Annotated in this window: 2 protein-coding genes and 1 pseudogene; 1 reads left to right on the top strand and 2 read right to left on the bottom strand. The window is 67.9% G+C overall.

Translation table 11 applies throughout. The annotated features are described in order from the left end of the window. Positions 1-2,000 (bottom strand): annotated as a pseudogene (shc, locus tag JMF90_RS29575) (squalene--hopene cyclase); the annotation flags it as partial. Positions 2,001-2,052: 52 nt separating this feature from the next. On the opposite strand from shc, the gene JMF90_RS29580 reads away from it, so the two are divergent. Beyond that, a complete protein-coding gene (locus JMF90_RS29580; RefSeq protein ID WP_054928569.1) occupies positions 2,053-2,736 on the top strand; it encodes a TetR/AcrR family transcriptional regulator in 684 nt (227 codons plus the stop codon). A 219-nt stretch (positions 2,737-2,955) separates the two neighbouring features. Here JMF90_RS29580 and JMF90_RS29585 read toward each other — a convergent pair. Continuing rightward, the coding region (locus tag JMF90_RS29585; protein ID WP_236598056.1) for a LysR substrate-binding domain-containing protein at positions 2,956-3,460 on the bottom strand (505 nt) is incomplete at its 5' end.

Genomic DNA, 3,460 nt, shown 5'->3' on the forward strand with positions numbered 1-3,460 from the left:
GTCCGCATCCTTCGCCCCCGCCAGCCGTCGATAACGCGCGAGCGCCCACAGCGGGAAGTAAGCGGTATAGCCGTGATACTTCAGGTAGAAGATGCGCGGAAAGCCCGGCGCATTGTGCGAGCGGTGCCACCAGAAGCCGTCTTCCTGCTGCACCGACTGCAGATACGCGATGCCGTGCTTCACCGAATCGGATTCGCAGTCGCCGAACGCCATCTGCGCGAGCAGCGCCCACGCGGTGCAGTTCGACGTGCTCTCGCCGCCGTTCGTGCCGGCCAGCTTCGGATCGATGTAGCTGTCGTTGGTCTCGCCCCAGCCGCCGTCCGTATGCTGCCGCGCGCGCAGCCAGTCGAGCGCGCGGGTGATGTAGGGCTGCGACTTGTCCTCGCCGGCGAGCGCGAGGCCGGCCAGCACACTCCACGTGCCGTAGAGGTAGTTCGTGCCCCAGCGGCCCCACCAGCTGCCGTCGGGCTGCTGCGTGCGCTTCACGTAGTCGATCGCGCGGGCGAGCGACGCGCGGTCTGCGGCGCGCTTCGTCACGCCGAAGCACAGCAGCACGCGGCCCGATACGTCCTCGGTCGGCGGGTCGAGCAGCGCGCCGTGATCGGCGAACGGAATCGCGTTCAGATACATGCGGTCGCAGTCCGCGTCGAACGCGGCGAAGCCGCCGTTGCGCGATTGCAGCCCGCGCATCCAGTCGAGCGCGCGTGCGACGCGCGACGCATACGGGTTCGTGCCGTCCGCATGGCGATGCGTGCGGCCGCGGCGATCGAGCATCGCGGTGACGAGCGCCGTGTCGTCGATGTCCGGGTAGTACGGGTTCGCGTACTGGAATGCCCACCCCCCGGTTCGACGTCGGCCGGGGCGTTCTCGATCCAGTCGCCGCGCAGGTCGTTCACCTGGCGCGTGGCCAGCCAGTCGTACGCGCGGGCGATGCGCTCGTCGAGTTCGCGCAGTGCGCCGGAAGCCGTGTCGCCGGTTTCCGGCGCCGCGACGCCGCGCGCCTGCTCGAGCGCCATCGTGCTCCACGCGGTGTCCCACACCGGCGACAGGCACGGCTGGCAATACATGCTGCCGTCCGGCCGCGTGACCAGCAGCTTCTCCAGCGCGTCCTCGCAATCGCGCCGCAGCGGATGGTCGTCCGGGTAGCCGAGCACCTGCATCATCTGGTAGCTGTACACGATCGGCGGGAAGATGCCGCCGAGCCCGTCTTCGCCGTTCATCCGTTCCGCGCACCACGCTTCCGCATGCCGGATCGCGCGCTGGCGCAAACGCTTCGGCAGCAGCGGCTCGATAGGGCGGACCGTGCGGTCGAGCGCGAGGAACAGCCGGCGCATGCCGCGCGCGGGCGGGAAGTAGTGGCGCTCCTGTTCGGGCGGCGTGACGAACAGCTCGCGGATCGACACGTTGCGCGGATTGCGCGCACGCGCCTTCAGCGAGCACAGCACCAGCAGCGGCACCATCGTCGTGCGCGCCCAGTACGCGACCTTGTACATCGAGATCGGCACCCACTTCGGGAACAGCACGAATTCGATCGGCATGAACGGCGCCGCGCGCCACGGCACCTGGCCGAACGTCGCGAGCAGGATGCGCGTGAACACGTTCGAACGGGCCGCGCCGCCGAGCTTCAGGATCGCGTCGCGCGCGCGGATCATGTGCGGCGCGTGTTCGCTGTCGCCGGCCGCCTTCAGCGCGAAGTACGCCTTCACGCTGCACGACACGTCCGGCGCGCCGTCGACGTACAGATCCCAGGCGCCGTGCGTGTCGAGCCGCTGGTTCGCGCGCAGGTAGTGCGCCATCTTCTGCTGGCGCACGTCGTCGATCCGGTCCATGAAATGCATCATCAGGATGTATTCCGCGGTGATCGTCGCGTCGGATTCGAGTTCGAAACACCAGCTGCCGTCGGGCTGCTGAAGGCGCACGAGTGCGTCGCGTCCACGGGCGATGGCAGCGTCGAGCGCGGACCAGGAAGAGGGGGCCGATTTGTTCATGCGGCGGATCATACCATCCAGACGGAATGTTTATCTCGAGACGCGCGGTGCTACCATCCGCACCATGAAAAAACGCCTCGAACCCGCGGCGCGCGACGTGTCCGCGCCTGTCGAACCGGCTGGAACGCCCGATACACGGGCCTCCGAAGGATCATCGGCGCCGGCCGCGCCCGTGGCCGGCGTGCGGCGAAAAAAAGCGCCGGACCAGGTGCGCGCGCAATTGCTGGCGGCCGCGTCGGAGATCGCGACGCATCACGGCGTGGCCGCGTTGACGCTCGATGCGGTGGCCGAACGGGCCGGCGTGACGAAAGGCGCGCTGCAATATCACTTCGCGAACAAGCAGGGGCTGCTGGATGCGCTGTTCGGGCAGGCGACCGACCGGTTCGGCGCGCAGCTGGCCGCGCGGTTGGCGGCCGATTCCAGCGGCGACGGCGCGGCGGCGCGCGCGTATCTGCATGCGGTGCTCGACGCGGCCAATCCGGCCGCGAGTATCGAGGTGCTGCGCGTGCTGGTCGCGTCGATGATCACCGAGCAGGACACGCGTGCGCGCTGGTCGGTGCCGATGCGCGAATGGACACGGCCCGACCCGGTGCCGCTCCAGCAGGCCGCGACGCTGATGATCTGCCGGCTCGCGGCCGACGGGTTGTGGATTTCGGAACTGCTCGACAGCGTCGAGGTATCGACCGAATTGCGCGCGGAGATCGTTCGGCAGCTCGATGCGATGAGCAGGGGCGTGTTTCCGAAGTGATGCGCGACGCAGGATCGAGGTCGTCAGGCGAGTCACGTCGCTCGACGGTGCTGTTCGACGTACCGCGCGTATCGAAGCCGTGATTGCCGATCACGTCTGCCCGTTACTCGACGCGGTGGTGCCGGCGGTGCTCGATTTCCGTTCAATACCGCGGTGGCGCATCCATGCGGGCATCGCATTTCCAACGCTGCCGGGCTGTCGACACGCCGGCGTGACGGCTCAAGCTTGCCGCGCATTGCGTTGATACCCGCTCCTGAGCGCATCGACCACGAGCTCGACGGCCCGCGACGATTTGCGCCGGCTCGGGTAATAGACGTGGTGCCCGACGAACGTCGGAAACCAGTCCTCCAGCACCCAGCCGAGCCGGCCGGCGTCAACGTGATGCGCGACCAGATCCTTCGGCACATAGGCGAGCCCGAAGCCCGCAAGCGCCGCGTCGACCATCTGATAGACGTTGTTGAACGTCAGTTGGCCTTCGACGCGAACCTGCAATTCGCGGCGCCCCTTGCTCAACTCCCACGATAGCAGCGCGTTTCTGGTCGGCAGCCGAAGGTTGATGCAGTTGTGTTGCGTCAGGTCCTGAGGCGTTTTCGTCACGGGTCGGGACGCCAGGTAATCGGGAGAACCGATGATCGACATCGTCATGTCCGGCGCGATACGCTGCGCGACCATGTCCCTGGCGACCTGGTCGCCGAGCCGTATGCCGATGTCGTAGCGGCCGGCG

Origin of the sequence: Burkholderia sp. E168m23, assembly GCF_016586125.1 — a bacterium.
Lineage (GTDB): Bacteria > Pseudomonadota > Gammaproteobacteria > Burkholderiales > Burkholderiaceae > Burkholderia > Burkholderia orbicola.

Excerpts from the sequence above, each read along its gene's own strand:
- JMF90_RS29580 (WP_054928569.1), top strand. The coding sequence starts at position 2,053 with ATGAAAAAACGCCTCGAACCCGCGGCGCGCGACGTGTCCGCGCCTGTC.